Origin of the sequence: Bordetella genomosp. 7 (genome assembly GCF_002261265.1) — a bacterium.
GTDB lineage: Bacteria > Pseudomonadota > Gammaproteobacteria > Burkholderiales > Burkholderiaceae_B > Bordetella_A.
The window spans coordinates 299,667-318,855 of sequence record NZ_NEVK01000004.1; the positions used below are offsets into that span (position 1 = coordinate 299,667).

The 19,189-nt window shown below is 65.9% G+C and carries 20 protein-coding genes; 9 read left to right on the top strand and 11 right to left on the bottom strand.

All coding sequences use genetic code 11. From position 1 onward, the window contains the following. Positions 1-33: 33 nt before the first annotated feature. The 6 genes from CAL19_RS08540 to CAL19_RS08565 form a co-directional block, all read right to left on the bottom strand. On the bottom strand, positions 34-849 hold the full coding sequence (locus CAL19_RS08540) for an IclR family transcriptional regulator (RefSeq protein WP_094796555.1): 816 nt from the start codon (positions 847-849) through the stop codon (positions 34-36). Positions 850-894: 45 nt separating this feature from the next. Further along, positions 895-1,815, bottom strand: coding sequence for an SMP-30/gluconolactonase/LRE family protein (locus CAL19_RS08545; RefSeq protein WP_094796556.1), 921 nt, complete (start codon positions 1,813-1,815; stop codon positions 895-897). Positions 1,816-1,833: 18 nt separating this feature from the next. Continuing rightward, positions 1,834-3,138: a TRAP transporter large permease gene (locus tag CAL19_RS08550; protein ID WP_094796557.1), complete on the bottom strand. Its 1,305-nt coding sequence runs from the start codon at positions 3,136-3,138 to the stop codon at positions 1,834-1,836. 36 nt (positions 3,139-3,174) lie between these two features. Beyond that, the gene (locus CAL19_RS08555; RefSeq protein ID WP_094796558.1) at positions 3,175-3,786 is read right to left on the bottom strand and encodes a TRAP transporter small permease; all 612 of its coding nucleotides are present in this window, start codon (positions 3,784-3,786) and stop codon (positions 3,175-3,177) included. Between the two features lie 2 nt (positions 3,787-3,788). Then, positions 3,789-4,787 carry a TRAP transporter substrate-binding protein DctP gene (dctP, locus tag CAL19_RS08560; protein WP_094796559.1) on the bottom strand — a complete coding sequence of 333 codons (999 nt, stop codon included), beginning with the start codon at positions 4,785-4,787 and terminating at the stop codon, positions 3,789-3,791. Positions 4,788-4,922: 135 nt separating this feature from the next. Next, positions 4,923-5,774 carry an IclR family transcriptional regulator gene (locus CAL19_RS08565; RefSeq protein WP_094796755.1) on the bottom strand — a complete coding sequence of 284 codons (852 nt, stop codon included), beginning with the start codon at positions 5,772-5,774 and terminating at the stop codon, positions 4,923-4,925. A gap of 144 nt (positions 5,775-5,918) precedes the next feature. On the opposite strand from CAL19_RS08565, the gene CAL19_RS08570 reads away from it, so the two are divergent. The 6 genes from CAL19_RS08570 (at position 5,919) to CAL19_RS08595 (ending at position 12,464) form a co-directional block, all read left to right on the top strand. Next, positions 5,919-6,878 (top strand): Bug family tripartite tricarboxylate transporter substrate binding protein, encoded by a 960-nt coding sequence (locus tag CAL19_RS08570; protein ID WP_249276290.1) that lies wholly within the window; start codon positions 5,919-5,921, stop codon positions 6,876-6,878. 12 nt (positions 6,879-6,890) lie between these two features. After that, the gene (locus tag CAL19_RS08575; RefSeq protein WP_094796561.1) at positions 6,891-9,227 is read left to right on the top strand and encodes a cytochrome P450/oxidoreductase; all 2,337 of its coding nucleotides are present in this window, start codon (positions 6,891-6,893) and stop codon (positions 9,225-9,227) included. A gap of 47 nt (positions 9,228-9,274) precedes the next feature. Continuing rightward, entirely contained in the window at positions 9,275-10,192 is a 918-nt protein-coding gene (locus tag CAL19_RS08580; protein ID WP_094796562.1) for a DUF72 domain-containing protein, read from the top strand. A 129-nt stretch (positions 10,193-10,321) separates the two neighbouring features. Then, complete coding sequence (locus CAL19_RS08585; protein ID WP_249276278.1) at positions 10,322-10,933, top strand: nucleotidyltransferase family protein; 612 nt, start codon at positions 10,322-10,324, stop codon at positions 10,931-10,933. Next, the gene (locus tag CAL19_RS08590) at positions 10,930-11,949 is read left to right on the top strand and encodes an XdhC family protein (RefSeq protein WP_094796564.1); all 1,020 of its coding nucleotides are present in this window, start codon (positions 10,930-10,932) and stop codon (positions 11,947-11,949) included. The genes CAL19_RS08585 and CAL19_RS08590 overlap by 4 nt, the downstream gene beginning before the upstream one ends. Positions 11,950-12,038: 89 nt before the next feature. Further along, positions 12,039-12,464 carry a universal stress protein gene (locus CAL19_RS08595; protein WP_026638571.1) on the top strand — a complete coding sequence of 142 codons (426 nt, stop codon included), beginning with the start codon at positions 12,039-12,041 and terminating at the stop codon, positions 12,462-12,464. Between the two features lie 18 nt (positions 12,465-12,482). On the opposite strand, the gene CAL19_RS08600 is transcribed toward CAL19_RS08595, so the two are convergent. After that, positions 12,483-12,794: a protealysin inhibitor emfourin gene (locus tag CAL19_RS08600; RefSeq protein WP_094796565.1), complete on the bottom strand. Its 312-nt coding sequence runs from the start codon at positions 12,792-12,794 to the stop codon at positions 12,483-12,485. Next, on the bottom strand, positions 12,791-13,849 hold the full coding sequence (locus CAL19_RS08605; protein ID WP_094796566.1) for a M4 family metallopeptidase: 1,059 nt from the start codon (positions 13,847-13,849) through the stop codon (positions 12,791-12,793). Before CAL19_RS08605 ends, CAL19_RS08600 begins: the two co-directional genes overlap by 4 nt. Before the next feature lie 206 nt (positions 13,850-14,055). Here CAL19_RS08605 and CAL19_RS08610 point away from each other — a divergent pair, with 206 nt between their 5' ends. Next, entirely contained in the window at positions 14,056-14,460 is a 405-nt protein-coding gene (locus CAL19_RS08610) for a DoxX family protein (protein ID WP_026638574.1), read from the top strand. A 144-nt stretch (positions 14,461-14,604) separates the two neighbouring features. Further along, on the top strand, positions 14,605-15,159 hold the full coding sequence (locus CAL19_RS08615; protein ID WP_094796567.1) for a peroxiredoxin: 555 nt from the start codon (positions 14,605-14,607) through the stop codon (positions 15,157-15,159). A 19-nt stretch (positions 15,160-15,178) separates the two neighbouring features. Here CAL19_RS08615 and arsC read toward each other — a convergent pair whose 3' ends face one another. The 3 genes from arsC to CAL19_RS08630 all read right to left on the bottom strand — a co-directional run bounded on the left by arsC (position 15,179) and on the right by CAL19_RS08630 (position 17,474). After that, the gene (gene arsC / locus CAL19_RS08620) at positions 15,179-15,541 is read right to left on the bottom strand and encodes an arsenate reductase (glutaredoxin) (protein ID WP_094796568.1); all 363 of its coding nucleotides are present in this window, start codon (positions 15,539-15,541) and stop codon (positions 15,179-15,181) included. A 63-nt stretch (positions 15,542-15,604) separates the two neighbouring features. After that, positions 15,605-17,041 carry a CoA transferase gene (locus CAL19_RS08625; protein WP_094796569.1) on the bottom strand — a complete coding sequence of 479 codons (1,437 nt, stop codon included), beginning with the start codon at positions 17,039-17,041 and terminating at the stop codon, positions 15,605-15,607. A gap of 106 nt (positions 17,042-17,147) precedes the next feature. Beyond that, positions 17,148-17,474, bottom strand: a complete 327-nt coding sequence (locus tag CAL19_RS08630; RefSeq protein WP_094796570.1) for a tetratricopeptide repeat protein — start codon at positions 17,472-17,474, stop codon at positions 17,148-17,150. Between the two features lie 148 nt (positions 17,475-17,622). On the opposite strand from CAL19_RS08630, the gene CAL19_RS08635 reads away from it, so the two are divergent. Then, positions 17,623-19,170, top strand: coding sequence for a DUF1800 domain-containing protein (locus tag CAL19_RS08635; protein WP_249276279.1), 1,548 nt, complete (start codon positions 17,623-17,625; stop codon positions 19,168-19,170). Positions 19,171-19,189: the final 19 nt, after the last annotated feature.

The following is a 19,189-nucleotide window of genomic DNA, read 5'->3' on the forward strand; positions in this document are numbered from 1 at the left end:
TGCGCGCCGCCACCGGGAGCCTCGGCGTCTATTTCATATACTGAACTTGTGCGCTTCGGACTCCAGGGCGCCCGCTATCGAGAGCAGCGCTTCGTGCAATTCCGGCAGGCGGGCCTGGCCATATTGCTCGGGCGTGCCGATCAGGCAGACGGCCGCGAAGGCGCCGCCGCTTGCGTATCGAACCGGCACGGCAAACGCATGCACGCCCTGCACGACATCGCCCAGGTTGACGCCCCAGCCATGCCGGTCGGAACGTTCCTGCATTTTCTGCAGCCCGTGCAGCCGCATGGTGCCGTGCCCGGCGATTTCCTGCGCGACGTTGCTCAGCAGCACCTGGCGGGCTTCCTCGGGCGGCAGGGTCTGGATAATGGCCACTCCGCCCACCGACGTAAAGAGAGGCCGGCGCGTTCCCGCCTGCACCATCAGCCCCGACAATTGCAGGGTTCCGGCCCTGACACTGCATACGTACTCGCTGCCGCTGCGCAACAGCAGCAAGGCGATGCCTCCCATGCGCCGCGTGAACGATTGCAGCAGCGATTCGGCGCGGCGCTGGAACTGCACGCGCGCAGGCAGCGCCAGGCCCAGCTCGTACATCAGGGGGCCCGGCAAGTAACGCCGGTCGACCGGGCGCTGTACCACCAGCCTTTCTTCCACCAGGCACGCCAGCATGCGATGCACGGTGCCCTTGTCCTGCTTACAGGCGGCCGCCAGGTCGGACAGGCGCCAGCCGAAGTCGGGGCGCGTGGCGATCATGCGCATCAGCTTGATGCCGCGCCCCAGGCTCTGCGTGCCGGTGCGATCGGGTGCGGTCTGGACAGGCAGTTCCAGTGCCAGGTGTTCGAGATCCATGCTGCTGTTCCTCTCCCCTCTTTCCGCGTGCCGCCCGCTTCTGTGTCAGGCGGGCACGTGCGAATACATTGTTTTTCCCTTGACCGGCAGCCTTGCGGTAAACACGCAGCCGGTGCGCGATTCGATCATGTACAGCGTGCGTCCGTCGGGGCCGCCATAGGCGCAATTGGTGGTGTACAACCCTTCGGGCGCATCGATGCGATACCGGGGCTCGCCGCGCGGGCTGAACACCCATACCGCGCCAAAGCCCACATGGCACACCGCCAGGCCGCCTTCGGCGTCCAGCGCAATGCCATCCGGCCCGCCTCCGCCAGACATCTGAATATATACCCCGACTTTCGTTGCCGTGCCATCTTCCATCAGCGGCACGCGCCAGATGGCGTTGGCCCGCGTCACGGCCAGATAGATCGCGGTTTCATCCAGATTCATCACCAGTCCATTGGGGCTGGGGATGCCTTGCAGCACAATGTCCAGTTGCCCGCCGGCCCGCAGGCGGTATAGCCGCCCGCCGGGATCGTGCAGGCCCGACTGCCCCTGGTCGGTGAAGTACAGATCGCCGTTCGCAGCGAAGAACAGGTCGTTGCACCCCTTGAAACGCTCCAGCCGCGCCCGTTCCAGGTACGACTCCACGCGGCCCGTGGCCGGATCCATCACCATCAGCCCGTTGCGATAGTCGGTAATGAAGGCGCGGCCGTCCGGATGGAACTTCAGGCCGTTGGGTTCGCCATCGTATTCGGCCGCCAGCTCTACCCTGCCCTGCGGATCGATGCGGAAGATCCGGCCCCACGGAATGTCCACCACCCACAGGTTGCCCTGGCGGTCGAAGGACGGGCCTTCCAGGAACACCGGCGCCGCCGCCCCATGCAGCTGCGTGCGCGCCCAGTCGCTGGCACGGCCGCGCACCAGGTAATGTTCGGGAATACGTGCGAATACTTCAGCTTGCAGTTGCTCCGGCGCTGCGTACATGGTGTCTCCTGTGTAGGGTCAATTGCCAGAAATATGGTTGGGTAGCCAGAGCGCCAGTTCGGGCCAGACCACCAGCATCAGCAACAGCAGGAACATCAGCAGGTGAAACGGGATGGTGCCCACCACCACGTCCGACAGATTTCCGCGCGCGATACTCTGGATGACGAACAGGTTGATGCCGATAGGCGGCGTGATCTGGCCCATTTCAATGAACAGCACCACCACCACGCCGAACCACACGGGGTCGATGCCATAAGTGGCCAGCAGCGGGTACAGGAGCGGCACCGTGATCACGATCATGCCCAGGCTTTCGACCAGCGCGCCCAGTGCAGTGAACAGGATGAGCAATGCGATGAAAAAGCCCGTCTTGCTCAGGTTCATGTCGACGATGAATTCCGTCAGCGCCTCGCCCACCCCCGCATAACTCATGGCGTACGAAAAAACAAAAGCCGCGTACGTGATGAACAGGATATTGCTGACCATCAGCGTGGACCGCTTCAGGCTGGCCGCGAACTCGGCCCAGGAGAGGTCTCCGTAGAGGGCAGCGATCGCCACGGCCAGCAGGCATCCGGCCGCTGCCGCCTCTGTGGGCGTGGCAATGCCGGTATAGATGGCCCCCATGATGCCCAGGATAAGCAACAGCACCGGAACGATGTCCACCAGGGAATGCAGCACCATCTGCCATGTCAGCCTGCCCGTCTCGGCAGGCGCGATTTCGGGGTGCGCCATTGCCTTGATCGCCACATACAACATGAACATCAAGGTCAGCACAATACCGGGCACGACTCCCGCCATGAACAGCTTGGCCACCGACGTTTCGGTAAAAGTGGCGTACACAATCATGGCGATGGACGGGGGTATCAGTATGCCCAGCGTGCCGCCCGCGGCCAGCGAGCCGGTGGCAAGCCGGGCGTCGTATTTGCGCGCCTTCAGTTCGGGCAGCGCCACCTGCCCGATCGAGGCGGCAGTGGCTATGCTGGAGCCGCTCACGGCGGCGAATACGGCGCATCCCGCGATATTGGTCTGCAGCAGCCCGCCCGGTATGCGGCGCACCAGCCGCGACAGCCCGCCGTACATGCGCATGCCCACTCCACTGCCCTGCAGCACCTCGGCCATCAGCACAAACAGCGGGATGGCAGTCAGTGTGTAGGCGTCCATGCTGCCCCAGGTCGTTATGCCGAGCCCATGCAGCGCGCCTATGCCGCCTTCCAGGTACAGGTAAAGCACACCCGGCAGCAGGATGGCATACGGCACCGCCAGGCCGGTGGCCAGCAGGCCGATGAAAAGCGCAAAAATCAAGACGATCAGGTATTCGCCACCCATGGCGTCCTCCGCTATCAGAACCGAGAGAAAGCGAGCTCAGCGCGGCAGCGCCCGCAGGCGCCGCACGTCGCCCGCCAGCACGCGCAACAGCGCCCACAACAGGGCCAGCGTGCCCAATGGCATGGCCAGCCGGGGTATCCACAGCGGCGTCATCAGGGTTGTGGCAGCCACGTCGCCAGACTTCCAGCTCAGCCACTCGAACCGCGCCAGCTCCACAAACAGCACCAGCGTGACCGCCGTGGCCAGCAGGTCGAAAAACAGGCGCAGGCGCGCCCGCCCGCGCGGGCCAAGGCGCTTTTCGACGAAATGCACGCTGTGGTAGGCATGCAGCAGCTGGCCCGAGGCAAGCGACAGAAAGGTAATGGCCACCAGCGCATAGCCGCCCAGCTCGTTGCTGAACTGGATCGACCAGCCAAAGGCGGAGCGCACCACCATCTCCGCGCCCATCAACAGCACCAGCCCGACCACAAGCACCTGGGCGGCCCATCGGCCCCAACGCGCCGTGATGCCCTCGGGCGGGCTGAACGCGTCCCCGTCCGGGCCGGCCGCGGGGTCCGCAAGCGGTTGCCCGGCATCAGGCTGCGGGCACGCCGGATCCGGCAAGACCCGAGGCGGCTCGCCATATATGAGTTGATCGCCCGGCGTCATGGTCAGCGCCCCACTGCCTGGCGAACTTCCCGCAAGGCTTCCTGCACAGCAGGCCGCTCCTGGCCCCACTGCGTCCAGTACGGCTTGATGCGCTGCTCGGCCTCAGCCAGTTCGGCCGCGCTGGGCTCCGTGATCACCATTCCTTCTGCCGCCAGCTTGCGGGTCAGGTCTGCATCTTCGGCTGCCATGGCGTCGGTGGTGCGGCGCGTGTGTTCATCGACCAGGGCCTGGACTTTGGCGCGCGTGTCCGCGCTCAACGCCTGCCAGGCGTCCGTATTCACGAGAATCAGCGAATCGATGAAGCTGACATTCATGCGGTAGCTGTGCGTCAGCAGGTCGCGCCATACGTAGCCGTATCCAGAACTGGCCGTCAGCACGCCGTCGATGACGCCACGGTCGATGGCCGCGGCCACTTCGGACGTACCCAGGGTTACCGGGATGCCGCCCAGCAGCTTGATGAACTCGGCCTGCTCAGGCGAAATGACACGGATCTTCTGTCCGGCGATGTCGGCAAGCGACGTCAGCTTCTTCTTGGACCAGAACACGTTCTCGGGGAAGATATAACGGCCAAGCAGCGTAATGTTCTTCTTGGCGTACTCCTCGCGCAGGTATTTTTCTTCGATGCCCCAGGCCTGCTCGAACTGCGCGCGCGTGGGCAGGAACAAGGGCAGCCGCACAATTCCGCCCACCGGCACGCTGCCCAGGAAAAAGGCGTCGTCGCCCATCTGCACGATGTTGTCGGACACGGCCTGCGTAATGTTGGTCGCCGCTATCGGTATGGTGCCGCCCAGGTTCAGGCGGATGCTCAGTTCGCCCCCCGTTTCTTCCTGGATGGCGTCGAGCAGGCCCTTCAGGCCTTTGGCGGCTGTCACCGTGGATACCGCGTTATAGGTGTATGCGCGCCAGCGCTCTTTCGCCTGGGCCGGATACGCCAGCAGAGCCATGCAGGCCACCAGGCAAACCGCTCCTGCACGCCGCAGGAAACCGTCGGATACGACCATGTCTCTCTCCTCTGTTGTTATCTGCCGCGCGTTCGCCGGGCGAATGCGGGTTGCAGGTACGTTAGGCCTGATGTGCAGCCAGAGGAAGGAGGCGTATCTACCGAGGTTTCATATATTGAACTTTAAACCGCTCGCTCACGCGCCGTCGGATGCAGGCGCATCGGCCTGATGGCCCAGCAGCGTGCTGATGGCGCGTGCTTCGCGGCGCACCGCCGCCGCAATGGGCCCGTCGGCCGATGCATCGAAACCACCGGTCGCGCCCAGCGCCGTCAGCACCGCACATGTACGGCCCGTGTAATCGGCCACTGGCGCCGCCACCGCGCTGATGCCCTTGAGGTTGGTGTCGCGAACCGTGGCGCATCCCGCGGAGCGCACGGCGCGGCGCAATGTGCCGATGGGGTCTGCGCTGTCGAGCAGCGCGCGCTGTTCGGGCTGCGCGGCGTCCAGTTCCGCCCGGGCGCGCGCCAGAACCGCCGGCTCATCGAGTTGCGCCAGAAACACCCGGCCCGTGGCCGACCAAAGCAACGGCATCACCGACCCTACCCGCACGTTCAAGGTCACCGGCAGGCCGGGCTCTTCGAACCGCACAATGGTGGGCCCCTTATTGCCCATGACGGCAAGAAAGCATGTCACTTCGAGCGATTCGCGCAGGCGCGCCAGTGCAGGTTCGGCCAGGCGGATGGGGTCGGCCTGGCGCATCGCCGCAACGCCCAGCAGCAGCGTCTGCAGGCCCAGGTAGTACTGCTGTGTAACGGCATCCTGCTGGACCAGCTCTTGTTCGATCAGGCTGGCCAGGTAGCGGTGCACCTTGGCCGGGCTTTCCTGCACATGGGCTGCCAGCGCCGTCAGTGTGGCGCGCCCGCCCAGCCGGGCGAGACCCTTGAGTACCGCCATGCCGGTTTCCACCGCCTGCACGCGCTGGCGGCGGTCGGGTGCGGGGCTTGCGGCGGCCGACGGCGCGCGCGGCTTGGGGGTTTTGCTAGGCATATAGGCAATCCAGGGATAGGGAAAACACTCGGGCGCGTCGCATTTATTCATTTACGCATAGCGTATATGATTTACGCAAGAATAAGAACCGCGCCCCGCCGCGCATCCCTCTGGAGAGAGACTATGTCCCTGCGCAAGACCCTGATGACCATCGGGCTGCTAGCCCTGCCGATGCTGGCGCCTGCCGGCGCAGCCGCCCAGGATTACCCCAGCAAGCCGCTGCGCTGGATCGTGCCCTATGCCGCCGGCGGCGGCTCTGATTTCCTGGCCCGCACCATCGGGCAGGCGCTGTCGGAGCGCATCGGCCAACCCGTCGTGGTGGACAACAAGCCGGGCGGCAACACGGCTATCGGTGCGTCCGACACCGCGCGCGCGGCGCCCGATGGCTACACCATGCTGTCGGCCGACAACGGCACGCTGGTATTCAACCCGGTGCTCTACAAGCAGCTGTCGTACAACCCGGCCCAAGACCTGGCGCCCGTGTCCCTGATGGGCAAGTTCCCCATGATTCTGGTGGTGGGCCCGGCCAGCAAGGCCACCGACGTCAAGGCCTTCATCGATGAGGCGCGCGGCAAGCAAAGCGGCATGAACTTCGCTTCGGCCGGGGCTGGCAGCCCGCACCACCTGGCCATGGAGCTGTTCAAGGTCGAGACCGGCCTGAATAACATGGTGCACGTGCCGTATCGGGGCGCCGCCCCGGCGCTGAGCGACCTGGCCGCGGGCCAGGTGCCCGCGATGATGGTGGACATGGCCGCCGGGGCCGGCTTTATCAAGGCAGGCAAGGTGCGCCCCCTGGCGGTGGCCAACCCCACCCGCCTGCCCCAGCTGCCCGATGTGCCCACCTTTGCCGAGCTGGGCTACAAGAATGTCGAGGCCGCCGCCCTGGTGGGGCTGGTGGTGCCCGCCAAGACAGCGCCGGCAGTCATTGACGCCCTGAACAAGCAATTGGTGGCGACGATCAACGACCCCGCCGTCAATAAGCGCCTGGTGGATTTCGGCATAGAGCCCGTGGGCGACACCCCGGCAGAGTTCAACGCCCTGCTGCAACGGGAACGCGCCCGCTGGCACAAGCTGATCCAGGACCTGAACATCAAGCTGGACTGAGGTTCGCCCGTCATGACCCCGATCGAAACGGCTCGCCCTTCGGGCTGCCCCATCGACCACACCGCGTCCGGCGCGGGCTGCCCCGTCAGTCCGCGCGCCGCGGAGTTCGACCCTTTTGGCGATGCCTATCAACAGGACCCGCCCGAATACCTGCGCTGGGCGCGGGAACAGGAGCCGGTGTTCTACAGCCCCAGGCTGGGCTACTGGGTCGTGACGCGCTATGACGACATCAAGGCGATCTTCCGCGACAACCTGACCTTCAGCCCGTCGATCGCCCTGGAAAAAATCACCCCTACGGGCCCCGAGGCCAATGCCGTGCTGGAATCGTACGGCTATGCGATGAACCGCACGCTGGTCAACGAAGACGAACCCGCGCACATGCCGCGGCGGCGCGTGCTGATGGAACCCTTTACGCCCGCCGCGCTCAAGCATCACGAACCGTTGGTGCGGCGCCTGACGCGCGAGTATGTCGACCGCTTCATCGATGACGGCCGCGCCGACCTGGTCGACCAGATTCTTTGGGAAGTTCCGCTGACCGTGGCCCTGCACTTCCTGGGCGTGCCCGAAGAAGACATGGACATGCTGCGCAAATACTCCATTGCGCACACCGTGAACACGTGGGGCCGCCCCAGGCCGGAGGAACAGGTGGCGGTGGCGCACGCCGTGGGCAACTTCTGGCAGTTCGCCGGCAAGGTGCTCGAGAAAATGCGGCGCGATCCGTCGGGCCCCGGATGGATGCAGTACGGCATACGCAAGCAGAAAGAGCATCCGGATATCGTCACGGACTCATATCTGCATTCGATGATGATGGCGGGCATCGTGGCCGCCCATGAAACCACCGCCAACGCGTCGGCCAACGCCATGAAGCTGCTGCTGCAGCACCCCCAGGCCTGGCGCGACATCTGCGAAGACCCGGGCCTGATTCCCAATGCCGTAGAGGAATGCCTGCGTCACAACGGATCGGTGGCGGCATGGCGGCGGCTGGCCACCAAAGACGTGGAAATTTCCGGCGTGAAGATTCCGGCAGGCGCCAGGCTGCTCATTGTGTCCTCGTCGGCCAACCATGACGAACGGCACTTTGCCGACGCCGACCTGTTCGACATCCGGCGCGAGAACGCCACTGACCAGCTCACCTTCGGCTACGGCGCGCATCAATGCATGGGCAAGAACCTGGCCCGCATGGAGATGCAGATCTTTCTGCAGGAGTTCACGCGGCGGCTGCCGCACATGCGGCTCGCCGAACAGCAGTTCACCTACCTGCCCAACACCTCGTTCCGAGGCCCGGAGCACCTGTGGGTGGAATGGAACCCGGCGCTCAACCCCGAACGTCAACGCCCGGAATTGCTGCACATACAGCACCCGGCGCGCATCGGCGAACCCACCGTCCATGCCATCACGCGTACCGTGGTGGTGCAACACGTAGAACCCGCCTGCCGCGACATCGTGCGGCTGCGCCTGGCCAGCCTGGATGGGTCACCCCTGCCGCGCTGGGCGCCCGGCGCGCATATCGACATCGAATGCGGCGACACCGGCATGTCGCGGCAGTATTCCCTGTGTGGCGATCCTGCCGACAGCACCAGTTTCGAAATAGCCGTGCTGCGCGAACCGGCGGGACGCGGCGGTTCGCAATGGGTGCACAGCCATGTCCGGCCTGGCGACAGGCTGCGCATCCGCGGCCCCCGCAACCATTTCCGGCTCGACCCCGACGCCCGGCATGTGCTGTTGGTGGCGGGCGGCATTGGCATTACGCCTATCAGCGCCATGGCGCGCGCAGCCCGCGAACAAGGCATCGACTACCAGCTGCACTACAGCGGCCGTACACGCGCCGGCATGGCGATGCTGGACGAGCTGGCCGGCCTGCATGGCGACCGTCTGCATGTCTATGTATCGGACGAGCAGCGGCGCAACGACTTCCGTGCCCTGCTGGAACGCGCGCCCGCCGATGCCCAGATCTACGCATGCGGGCCGCAACGCATGCTGGATGCGCTGGCCACCGCCTGTGCCGATCGCGGCTGGCCGGAAGACGCGCTGCGTGTCGAGCATTTTCATTCCTCGGCCGGCAAACTGGATCCGTCCCGCGAGCACGCGTTCGACGCAGAACTCAGGGACTCGGGCCTGGTCGTCCACGTGGCGGCGGACCAGACGCTGCTGGCGGCGCTGCGCGCCGCCAATATCGATGTCCAGAGCGACTGCGAAGAAGGCCTGTGCGGCTCGTGCGAGGTCCGCGTGCTTGCCGGCGACGTCGATCATCGCGATGTGGTGCTTACCCGCGGCGAACGGGCCTCCAACTCGAAGATGATGTCGTGTTGTTCGCGCGCGGCGGGCAAGAAGATCGTGCTCGAACTGTAGGCGCGGGGCCGCCGGAGGCGGCCCGATTCTTGCTGGCGGGTCACGCCATGACCCGACCGTCCGCACACCCCAGCGCCATCCGGATAGGTATTTCCGGCTGGCGCTATGCGCCCTGGCGCGGCACTTTCTATCCCGACGACCTGCCGCAAGCGCAGGAACTCACGTACGCCTCGCATCAGGTGCCCACTATCGAGATCAACGGCACGTTCTATTCGCTGCAGCGGCCGGAGTGGTTCGCGCGCTGGCGCGACGCCACGCCTGGCGGGTTCATGTTCAGCGTCAAGGGCACGCGCTACATCACCCACCGGTTGCGGCTGCGAGATATCGATACACCCCTGGCGAATTTCCTGGCCTCGGGCCTGTTCGAACTGCAGGAAAAACTGGGCCCGATACTGTGGCAGTTTCCGCCGTCGATGCCATTCGACCCGGAGCGTTTCGAGCATTTCCTGTCGCTGCTGCCGGCCGACACCGACGCGGCGGCACGGCTGGCGGCGCGGCACGACGAGCGCATGGCCGGGCGTGCCGCGCTGGATCCCGGCCCGCGCCGCCCGGTGCGCCACGCCGTCGAGATCCGCCACGAGAGTTTCGCCTGCCCGGAGTTCGTGCAGATGCTGCGCGCCCATAACGTCGCACTGGTCACCGCCGATACCGCCGGCAAATGGCCGCTGCTGGAAGACCCCACCGCCGACTTCGCGTATCTGCGGCTGCACGGCGACAAGGAACTGTACGCCAGCGGCTATACCGATGAAGCATTGAAGCGCTGGGCCAGCCGCATCCGCGCCTGGTCGCACGGCAAAGAGCCGCGTGATGCGCGGCGCGCCGGGCCGCGCCCCGGGCGCGCCTACGGCCCGCGCGACATCTATTGCTATTTCGACAACGACATCAAGGTCAAGGCGCCGAGGGACGCGCGCACCCTCGCGGGTCTGCTGAACCTGCCCCTGAGGCCTGTGGCGCCACCGCAATAGCGCGGCATGGCGGCCCGACGCCCGTGCCCGCTGGCCGGCAGCCGGGTTGACGGTGTCCTGTGCGCGGGCCTATTCTCGAACGTTCGGGTGCGATGGAACAGGGCCGGTCAGGTGGCAGCACATTATTGCGTGGGGGTATTGCTCGCGGCCGGCGAAGGCTCGCGATTCCGCGCTGCGCGCCCGCACGACGGCGACGGCGCCCACAAGCTGCTCGCCGCGCTGCTCGATGGCCGCGCGGTGGCGCAGGCCAGTGCGTCCACCTTGCTTTCCGTCTTGCCCGATACGATCGCGGTGGTAGGCGGCCAGCCGCCGGAACTCGCCACCATGCTGTCGCGCCTGGGCTGCTCCCTTCTGCAGGCGCCGCCCCCGCCGCGCGGCATGGGCATCTCTCTGGCCGCCGCCGCCCGCCATTTGCTGGCCCGCCCGGCTCCTGGCGGCCAACTGCCCGGCTGCGTCGTCGCGCTGGCCGACATGCCCTGGGTACGCGCCAGCACGCTGCACCAGCTGCTGCAACACGCCGGCCCGGATCGCATCGTGGCGCCCGCATACCAGGGCAGGCGCGGCCACCCCGTGGTATTTGGCGCCGCCTTCCTGCACGAACTCGCTGGGCTCGAAGGCGATTCTGGCGCCCGGGCCCTGGTGGCGCGCCACGGCGCGCTTGAAATCAACTGCGATGACCCCGGCATCCTGATGGATATCGACGTCCCCCAAGACCTGCTCACAGGAGACTCAAGCTCATGAATCCCCTCGATATGGACGTACTGCGCCAGGCGCGCGACTGGATAGCCCAGGGCCACAAAGTGCACCTGGCTACCGTGGCCCAGACCTGGGGCTCAGCCCCGCGGCAGGCAGGCGCTCTGATGGCGCTGCGGGCCGATGGGCGCATGGCTGGCTCGGTATCCGGCGGTTGCGTGGAAGACGATCTTTCCAACCGCGCCCGGGCCGGGCAGCTTCCCGACAAGCCCGAGCGCGTCACCTACGGCGTCACCAGCGACGAGGCGGCCCGCTTTGGCCTGCCTTGCGGCGGCACGCTGCGCCTGGTCGTCGAACCGCTGGACGGCGCGCAATGGCTGGCTCCTGTGCTGGCGGCCATCGACGCCCAGCGACTGGTCGCGCGCACGCTGGATCTGCACACCGGCGCCTGCTCGGTGACGGCAGCCGATCCAGCCGACGGCCCGGATTTCGACGGCCGGATCCTGCGCGCTGTCTACGGGCCGCAATGGCGGCTGCTGATCATCGGCGCCAATCAGACCGCACGCGCGCTCGGCGGCATCGCCACGATGCTCGACTTCCGCGTCCTGGTGTGCGATCCGCGCGAAGAAGTGCACGCCGAGTGGGATGTGCCGCACTGCACCCTGCTTACCAGCATGCCCGACGATGCCGTGCTCGAAATCGGCGTGGACGCCCGCACCGCCATCGTCGCCCTGACCCACGACCCCAAGCTCGACGACATGGCCCTGCTCGAGGCCCTCAAGTCGCCGGCCTTCTATGTTGGCGCCCTGGGTTCGCGCGCCAACCAGGCCAAGCGCCGCGAACGCCTGCGCCAGTTCGACCTCGACGATGCGCACATTGCGCGCCTGCACGGGCCGGTGGGGCTGCGCATCGCCAGCCGCACGCCGGCCGAAATTGCCGTCGCCGTGGCCGCTGAGCTGGTATGGGTGCGCAACTCGCTGGGTACCGCGCAGGCATCGTCCTACCTGGACACCGGCAGCCTGTCCGGCGACAGTCCGCGTATCGAGACCGGCCCTTCGGCTTGAAACTTTTGATTTATATCAAGCGCCCATTGAGACGATTCGCTATGCTGGATTAGCAATTCCCAATTGCATTCATCCTATACGGAGCTGCCATGTTCAAGATCCTTGTTCCCATCGATGGTTCCGATTGCGCCCTGCGTGCATTGAAAACCGCCATCACCATGGCAGGCCAGCATGCCGACGCCGAACTGCATTTGCTCAACGCCCCGCTGCCCATCCTGTCGGGCCACGCACGCATGTTCCTGAGCAAGCAGGAAGTCCACGACTACTACAACGAAGAAGGCGCCAAGGCGCTGGACGAAGCACGAAAAATCGCCGAACAATCGGGCCTGGCCCTGCATGTGACCGTACAGGCCGGCCAGTCGGCGCAAGTCATTGCCGATTATGCGCGGTCGCACGCCTGCGACCATATCGTCATGGGCACGCGCGGACTCAGCGCCCTGCCCGGGCTGTTGCTGGGTTCGGTGGCCCACAAGGTCATCGCGCTGGCCCCGGTGCCGGTCACCCTGGTGAAATAAACGCGCCTTGCCCGCGCGCTAGCCGCGCTTCCACAGCCGCACCAACCCATCAGGCGCCCGGGCCTCGGGCACCTGAAACTGCACGCCGGGCGCGCGGCCGACAAACTCGATCTCTATGCGGAAATAGCGCTGGTCGCCCCCCGGCGCATCTTCCGGGCCTGCCAGCGGCGCGGCCTGCTGCAGCGCCTGGCACACTTCGCGCCGCAAGTCTTCCGGGCATTGCCGCAAATCGAAATCGCGCGGCGCGGCGCGTGCGGGTATATAGGCGATGCCGCCCTGCCGCGACACACGCACCCAGGTCGCCTCTGACAGCGGCGGCAATTCGATCACGGCAGCACCCCCACCTGGCGCCAGGCGTCGCTGACAGCCTGGCGGGTTGCGGCGTCGGCGCTCGCGGCATCCACCGTCAACCGGGCAAAGGTGGCGAAGTCGGCCTGGGCGCCCAGGCGCCTGTCGCGCAGGACGTCATACCAGACGCGGCCCGCACGTTCCCAGGCCGGGCCGCCCAGGGCAGTGGCCGCCAGGTAGAACGCCCGGTTGGGAATGCCCGAGTTGATATGCACGCCGCCGTTGTCGTCGGATGTATGTACATAGTCGCGCATATGCGCGGGTTGCGGGTCCTTGCCCAGCGCCGGGTCATCGTAGGCCGAGCCGGGCTGGGCCATCGAGCGCAACGCCTTGGCATTGACCGCCTGCGTGAACAGGCCGGCGCCGACCAGCCAGTCGGCCTGGTCCGCCCGCTGGCCGGCCTGGTATTGCTTGACCAGCACGCCGAACACATCCGACAGGGATTCATTCAGCGCCCCCGACTGGCCCTGGTATTGCAGGGCTGCCTCGTGGTCGATCACGCCATGGGCGAGCTCGTGGCCCACGATTTCCACGGCCACCGTAAAGCGGTTGAATATTTCGCCGTCGCCGTCGCCAAACACCATCTGCGTGCCGTTCCAGAACGCGTTGTCGTAGTCTTCGCCGTAATGCACGGTGCCCACCAGGGGCAGGCCCGCGTTGTCGATGGAGTGGCGCCGGTATACCTTCCAGAAGAACTCGTACGTAGCGCCCAGGTGCGCGTATGCCTCGTCTGCCGCAAGGTCGCCGCTGGGCGGCTGCCCTTCTGTTCGCACCAGCTGGCCTGGCAGCGCGGTACCGTGGGCTGCGCTGTAGACGGCGCGCTGAACCTGGCCTGGCGGGTGCAACGCGGCGCCCGGCGCCTGACGCTGGGCCAGCAGCGTCGCCCGCGTGGGGCGCAAGCTGCGCTCCTGCCGGTCGATGTGCAGCGTGGCCAGCGCGCGTTGGCGCACCCGCGGACTGGCGTGCCGCGCCAGGCGATCCAGCATATAAGGCGGAATCACGCCGGAGCACCAGGGGTCGGACATGACTTTGGACATGAACAGGCCTCCTTCAGGCCGGCCCACCGGCCTTGCTACGACCTTAGCAGAAAAGACGCACGACGGGTCCCGGGCGGCTCGACGCTGTCCTGCCCCGCCTATTGCCATTCATGGAAGATTTGCAATAATGACTGCGCCCGCGAATAAGCCCCTGCGCCACTGCGGCCAGCTGCCGCGGCCCATCAACAAACACAAGAGAATTTTCCATGATGAAATCTGACGATACCGGCAAGCTCATCCTGCGCCTGAGCGTGGGCATCCTGGTGCTGTTGCACGGCCTGGCGAAATTGTCGGGGGGCGTGGGTGGCATATCCGGCATGCTGTCGTCGCACGGGTTGCCGGGCTTCGTGGCCTATGGCGCCTATATCGGCGAGGTTATCGCGCCGCTGCTGGTGATACTGGGCATCTATAGCCGCATTGGCGGCCTGCTGATCGCCATCAACATGGTATTTGCGATCTTCCTGGCGCACATGGGGCAGTTGTTCAGCATGACCCCGCAAGGCGGCTGGGCCCTGGAACTGCAAGGCATGTTCCTGTTCAGCGGGCTGGCGGTGGCCTTCATGGGCGCCGGGCGCTTCAGCCTCGCGAGCCCGGGCGGCCGCTGGAACTGACGCCGCGCATCGGCATCCGCAAGCATGGGCCCGCACAGACGGGCCCTTTTTCTTGGTTCGCAGCCGGCCAGGCGGTGCTAGCATGAGGAACATGAGCGCCGCTGCCAATGAGCGGCGCCGCGGCCACGTACCCGGGAAACCACCATGAAGCCTGTTATTGCCTTGCTGGCGCTGACGCTGGGCCTGTCCGTCGCCAGCGCCGCGCACGCCGAATTGCCGGCGGGCGCCCGGGCCCCCGACTTTACCGTCCCGGCCTCGCTGGGCGGGCAAGCCTACACCTTTACGCTCAGCCAGGCGCTGGCCCGCGGACCGGTGGTGCTGTATTTCTATCCGGCGGCATTCACGCAGGGCTGCACAATCGAGGCGCGCAATTTTGCCGAAGCCGTAGACGAGTACAAGTCGCTGGGGGCAACCGTCATCGGCGTGTCGGCCGACGATATCGACACTCTGAAGAAGTTCTCGGTAAGCGAATGCCGCGGCAAATTCGCGGTAGCTGCCGACGAAGACCGGACGGTCATGAAGGCTTATGACGCCGTACACGACAGGCGGCCGGAATATGCCAAGCGGGTGTCGTACGTGATCACGCCGGACAGCAGGATTCTTTACGCCTACACAGACATGAGCCCCGACCGCCATGTAGGCAATACGCTGCAGGCGCTGCGCGACTGGCGCGCAGCCCACCCCGCCAGCCGCCGCTAGGGCGGCTGGGCCAGCGCAATCAGCGCGTTGCGCCAGGCAGGATTTCGAGCACGCGCTCGGCGGGGCGGCACAGGCGTGCGCCCTGTTCGGTGACCACGAACGGCCGGTTGATGAGAATGGGGTTGTCGGCCATGGCGTCCAGCAAATCGCTGTCGGATACCCCTTCGGCGTCCAGCCCCAGTTCCTGGTAAAGCGATTCTTTGGTGCGCACCGCTTCGCGCACTGTCAGCCCCGACTGCTGGATAAGGCCAGCCAGAGTCTGGCGCGACGGCGGCGATTTCAGGTATTCGATAACAGTGGGTTCGATGCCGGCATCGCGGATCATTTGCAACACGTTGCGCGACGTGCTGCACCTGGGATTGTGATAAATGGTCGCAGACATACGAGCTCCTATGCCAAACCAACAGTCTACCCAATTCAGCGGCCCGCAGGCAGGCGGCGAACCCTAGCTGAAGGGCCACACCGTGGGGTGCGATCCGGGCGGCATCGACGGCCGCGCCCAGCGCGCCGGCGTCAGGGAAAACTGCGCGGCATGCCGCACCGCAGCCAATTGGCCGAAGCCGGACGTTTCCTGCTCCAGGAAGCCGTCGATGGGAGGCGTGGCGATCTGCAGGCCGCCCGGTACGCGGCCCAGCGAGCGCAGCCACCCCGCCGTCTGTGCCAGCGATACCCGCACGTGCCACGAGCCTCCTTCCGTGGCCTGGCGCGCCAGCGCCGCCTGGGCGCCGTAGGCCATCAGGTAACCGGATGCGTGGTCCAGGATCTGCAGAGGCATGGGCCGAGGCGCGCAAACACCGGCCGCCAGGCCTTCGGCATGGTTGAAACCGGTGGCGGTCTGCACCAGCGAATCGAAGCCGCGCCGCCCCGCCCACGGGCCGCTATTGCCGTAGGCGGACAGCGACACATATACGATGCCCGGCCGCATGCGCGCCGCTTCTTCCGGGCCAAAGCCCAGCGATGGCATGGCGCCGGGCCGATACCCTTGCACGAAAATATGCGCGCTGCGCAGCAGGTTGGCCAGCGCGATGCGGCCATCGGCGGTTTCGAGATCGGCGTGCACCGACAGCTTGCCCCGGCTGGTCTCGGCAATGGTGTCGATATTGGGCAGGCGGGGCGAGTTGATCAGCATGACGTCCGCGCCATATGCGGCCAGGGCCCGCCCGCACACAGGCCCTGCGATGATGCGCGTCAGGTCGAGCACCCGTATGTCTTTGAGCGGACGGGCGTCGTGCCCGTAGCGGGGCAAGGGGCGCGGGTCGGCGTGCCCGATGCGCTCGATAGTGACGGGCGGCTGTCCGGCCAGGGCCAGCCCCTGCGGGTGACGGTCCCATTGTTCGAAGGTGCGCATGGCAGAGACCACCAGGCCGGCCTCGGCGGCGCGGTCCTCGAAATCGAGCGCCCGCCACTTTGACAATGCCTGCTCGACCTGCTCGCGCCCGGTGGCCGGCCCGGCGGGCAGGCCAAGCAAGGCCAGCGCCCCGTCCCGGTGATGCGCGAAGTTGGCATGGATGCGCACCCATCCGCCGTCGCCGCACCGATACACACCGGTAAGCTTGTCGTGCACATCGGGCGCCACGCCATCCAGTGTGAAATAGCTGCGGCATTCATGCGCGGCATGCAGCATGTCCACGGCCACCCGCTGCCGCCTGCCACCCCGCAAATGCCACAGTTCTGCCGCGGCCAGCGCGGCGGCCGCCATGCTGGCCTGCGCGGCCACGCCCACTGCGAACGACGACGGCAGCGCCGGCTCGCCACCGGAAAGATCGATGTAGTCCATCGCTTCGTCGGGCATATCCAGCAGGCGCCAAAGCCCCTGCAGGGCATCCCGGCCGGTCTTGCTGTGCCACGCCTGGCCGTCGGTGTACTGCGGTGCATCGTCCATCGGTCTTCCATCTCGCTGCGCCTGACTCCCGGCGATTACATAACCGGCCGGCCCGCGCGTCAACAACGAACCGCCGGCGCCGGCCCGGGTCTCCATCCGGGCGGGTTCACCGGTTTGCCGCCTTGTCCAGCCGCTTGAGAAACACCTGCAGCTCTTTCACCACCTGCTGGTCGCCGCGCGCGCTGGCCGCGTCAATGCCCGATTGCCACGCTGCGCGGGCGCCATCGACATCGCCCTGCCCCTGCAAGGCCTTGCCCAGCCATTTCCAGGCCACGGAGTAGCTCGGATCGAACTCGAGCGCGGCGCGCAGATGCATGGCCGCGGTGTCGAACTCTTCCCGCTCGGCATAAGCTTTGCCCAGCGAGAAACGCAAAAGCAAGTTGTCCTGGCCTTTGGCCAGCATGGCCTGCAGCCGATCTACCAAATCATGCATGTTTCCTCTCCTGCCCCGCCTCACAGCAAGACTGAACCAACTGTGTCAGGGCGTATCAAGGCCGATAGGCCATTGCCTGGCCCATGATAGTCTGAACAGCAATGCTGCTGCGGCATGTACGCAGCAACGCTTTCTACGAGGGAACACGGTGATATCGGTTCGTCGCCTGATCTACTGGGCTGCGGCGTTGGCCTGGTGTGCCGCATGGGCGGCAGCGCCCGCCGCGGCGGCCCCGCCCGCCATCGACCCTGCGGCGCTGCCCGCCCTGGTCGACCGCCTGACCTGGGGATTTACGCCAGCTGAGTTCGAACGCGCCCGCAAATTGGGAACGCAGGGCTATATCGATGCGCAGCTTTCGGCCCCGGCCACGCCACAGCTGCCCCGGGCCATACAAGGCTACATCGACCGCCTGACGATTTCGCAACAGAGCGCGTCGGCGGCATTCGCCAAGATCAGCGAATACCGGCAGTTGCTGCGAGATATGCCTGATGGCCCCGAAAAGACGGCGATGCGCCGGCGGATGCAGGCGATCGCCAGCACTCGCGCTGCAGACACCGCACGGCGCACCACCTGGCGCGCTCTGTATTCGTCGAACCAGCTGCACGAGCAAATGACCTGGTTCTGGATGAACCACTTCAACATGTACGCCCCCAAGGGCCACGTCGGGGTTGCGCTGGCCGACTATGAAGACCGCGCGGTACGGCCACACGCCCTGGGCAGGTTTCACGACCTGCTGGCCGCGACCGTCCGTTCTCCGTCCATGCTGTTGTATCTGGATAACCATTACAACCGCGCCGGCCGTATCAACGAAAACTATGCGCGCGAGCTGATGGAACTGCACACGCTGGGCGTGGACGGCGGCTACTCACAAAAAGACGTGCAGGAACTGGCGCGTATCCTGACCGGCCTGGGGGTCAACTATCGCAGTACCCCTCCCAAAGTGCCGGCCGAACTCCGGAGCCAAGTCGTGCAGGAAGGCAATTTCCTGTTCAACCCACGCTTTCACGACTACGGAGACAAGCTGTTTCTACAGCGGAAGATCGCGGGGACCGGTCTTGCCGAAGTAGACGAAGCGATAGATATCCTGGCGCGTCATCCGGCAACGGCGCGCCACATCAGCCGAAAGCTGGCCCAGTTTTTCGTGGCTGACCGCCCTCCCGACGATCTGGTGGCCGCGATGGCCAAGACATTCCAGTCCAGCGACGGAGATATCGCGGCCACCTTGCGCACCCTGTTTGCATCGCAGCCGTTCATTGCGTCATTGGATGCCGGAAAATTCAAAGACCCGATGCATTACGTCTATTCGTCGCTGCGCCTGGCGTATGCCGAATTTCCTCCGGTGGCGCGCGTGGATACAGCCAATCAATGGCTCAACCGGCTTGGCCAGCCGCTATACAGGCGCATTACGCCTGACGGTTACCCGTTGACCCAGTCCGAATGGTCGGGATCGGGCCAACTTACAAGCCGTTTTGACTGGGCGCGGCGCGTGATCGTGGCGCCAGGGCGCTTCTACCAGGCAGCCGGCCAAAAGCCCCCTGTGCAGTTGCCTCCTGTTCCGAGCCTGCCCGAGATCTATAAACGCACACAGCGCTACGAAGCACTATCGCCCGCCACGCGGCAGGCCATCGAGTCAGCTCGGACGATACAAGACGCCAACACTTACCTGCTGGCTTCCCCTGAATTCATGCGCAGATAGGCCTGCGCCGGATACGATG

What these genes read in the sequence shown, in the direction of transcription:
- CAL19_RS08540 (WP_094796555.1), bottom strand. Translation starts at nt 849, where the DNA reads ATGGATCTCGAACACCTGGCACTGGAACTGCCTGTCCAGACCGCACCC.
- CAL19_RS08545 (WP_094796556.1), bottom strand. Translation starts at nt 1,815, where the DNA reads ATGTACGCAGCGCCGGAGCAACTGCAAGCTGAAGTATTCGCACGTATT.
- CAL19_RS08550 (WP_094796557.1), bottom strand. Translation starts at nt 3,138, where the DNA reads ATGGGTGGCGAATACCTGATCGTCTTGATTTTTGCGCTTTTCATCGGC.
- CAL19_RS08555 (WP_094796558.1), bottom strand. Translation starts at nt 3,786, where the DNA reads ATGACGCCGGGCGATCAACTCATATATGGCGAGCCGCCTCGGGTCTTG.
- dctP (WP_094796559.1), bottom strand. Translation starts at nt 4,787, where the DNA reads ATGGTCGTATCCGACGGTTTCCTGCGGCGTGCAGGAGCGGTTTGCCTG.
- CAL19_RS08565 (WP_094796755.1), bottom strand. Translation starts at nt 5,774, where the DNA reads ATGCCTAGCAAAACCCCCAAGCCGCGCGCGCCGTCGGCCGCCGCAAGC.
- CAL19_RS08570 (WP_249276290.1), top strand. Translation starts at nt 5,919, where the DNA reads ATGACCATCGGGCTGCTAGCCCTGCCGATGCTGGCGCCTGCCGGCGCA.
- CAL19_RS08575 (WP_094796561.1), top strand. Translation starts at nt 6,891, where the DNA reads ATGACCCCGATCGAAACGGCTCGCCCTTCGGGCTGCCCCATCGACCAC.
- CAL19_RS08580 (WP_094796562.1), top strand. Translation starts at nt 9,275, where the DNA reads ATGACCCGACCGTCCGCACACCCCAGCGCCATCCGGATAGGTATTTCC.
- CAL19_RS08590 (WP_094796564.1), top strand. Translation starts at nt 10,930, where the DNA reads ATGAATCCCCTCGATATGGACGTACTGCGCCAGGCGCGCGACTGGATA.
- CAL19_RS08595 (WP_026638571.1), top strand. Translation starts at nt 12,039, where the DNA reads ATGTTCAAGATCCTTGTTCCCATCGATGGTTCCGATTGCGCCCTGCGT.
- CAL19_RS08605 (WP_094796566.1), bottom strand. Translation starts at nt 13,849, where the DNA reads ATGTCCAAAGTCATGTCCGACCCCTGGTGCTCCGGCGTGATTCCGCCT.
- CAL19_RS08610 (WP_026638574.1), top strand. Translation starts at nt 14,056, where the DNA reads ATGATGAAATCTGACGATACCGGCAAGCTCATCCTGCGCCTGAGCGTG.
- CAL19_RS08615 (WP_094796567.1), top strand. Translation starts at nt 14,605, where the DNA reads ATGAAGCCTGTTATTGCCTTGCTGGCGCTGACGCTGGGCCTGTCCGTC.
- arsC (WP_094796568.1), bottom strand. Translation starts at nt 15,541, where the DNA reads ATGTCTGCGACCATTTATCACAATCCCAGGTGCAGCACGTCGCGCAAC.
- CAL19_RS08625 (WP_094796569.1), bottom strand. Translation starts at nt 17,041, where the DNA reads ATGGACGATGCACCGCAGTACACCGACGGCCAGGCGTGGCACAGCAAG.
- CAL19_RS08630 (WP_094796570.1), bottom strand. Translation starts at nt 17,474, where the DNA reads ATGCATGATTTGGTAGATCGGCTGCAGGCCATGCTGGCCAAAGGCCAG.